1 protein-coding gene is annotated in these 465 nt (G+C 61.1%); it reads left to right on the top strand.

Going from position 1 to position 465, the window contains the following annotated elements; genetic code table 11:
- Positions 1-465: immunoglobulin-like domain-containing protein (locus L6D77_RS27070; protein ID WP_236170233.1), on the top strand; the 465-nt coding region annotated here is incomplete at both ends.

A 465-nucleotide genomic window follows, 5' to 3' on the forward strand; every position in this document is an offset into this window, starting at 1 on the left:
ATGGCGATGTCACCGAAGACCAGCAGCCAAGCTTCACCGTCAAAGTCAGCCAGAAACTGGATCAGGACCTCACCGTTACGCTGAGCAACGGCGCCAAAGTCGTGATTCCGGCCGGCCAGACCGAAGCGATTTACAAGGCCGATGCCCAAGGCGATGACGTCTTCAAGGACGCGGACAGCCTGACCGTGGGCGTCAGCGACGCGACTGTTGCAGGCAAGACCTTCGAGAACCTGGAACTGGGCGGTTCTGCCACCGTGCAGATCACCGACACCACCAGTGAAGTTGTCGCCACCCTGTCGGCGGACAAGACCACCGTCACTGAAGGCGGCCAGATCACTTACACCGTGACCCTGACCAACGCCCAGGGCCTGTCGGTCACTGGCCATAACGGCCTGACTTTCACCCTGACCGACGGCACCAAAGTCACCGTTCCAGCGGGCAGCGCCTCTGGCACCTTCACCATCA

Source organism: Pseudomonas parasichuanensis (genome assembly GCF_021601385.1).
GTDB lineage: Bacteria > Pseudomonadota > Gammaproteobacteria > Pseudomonadales > Pseudomonadaceae > Aquipseudomonas > Aquipseudomonas parasichuanensis.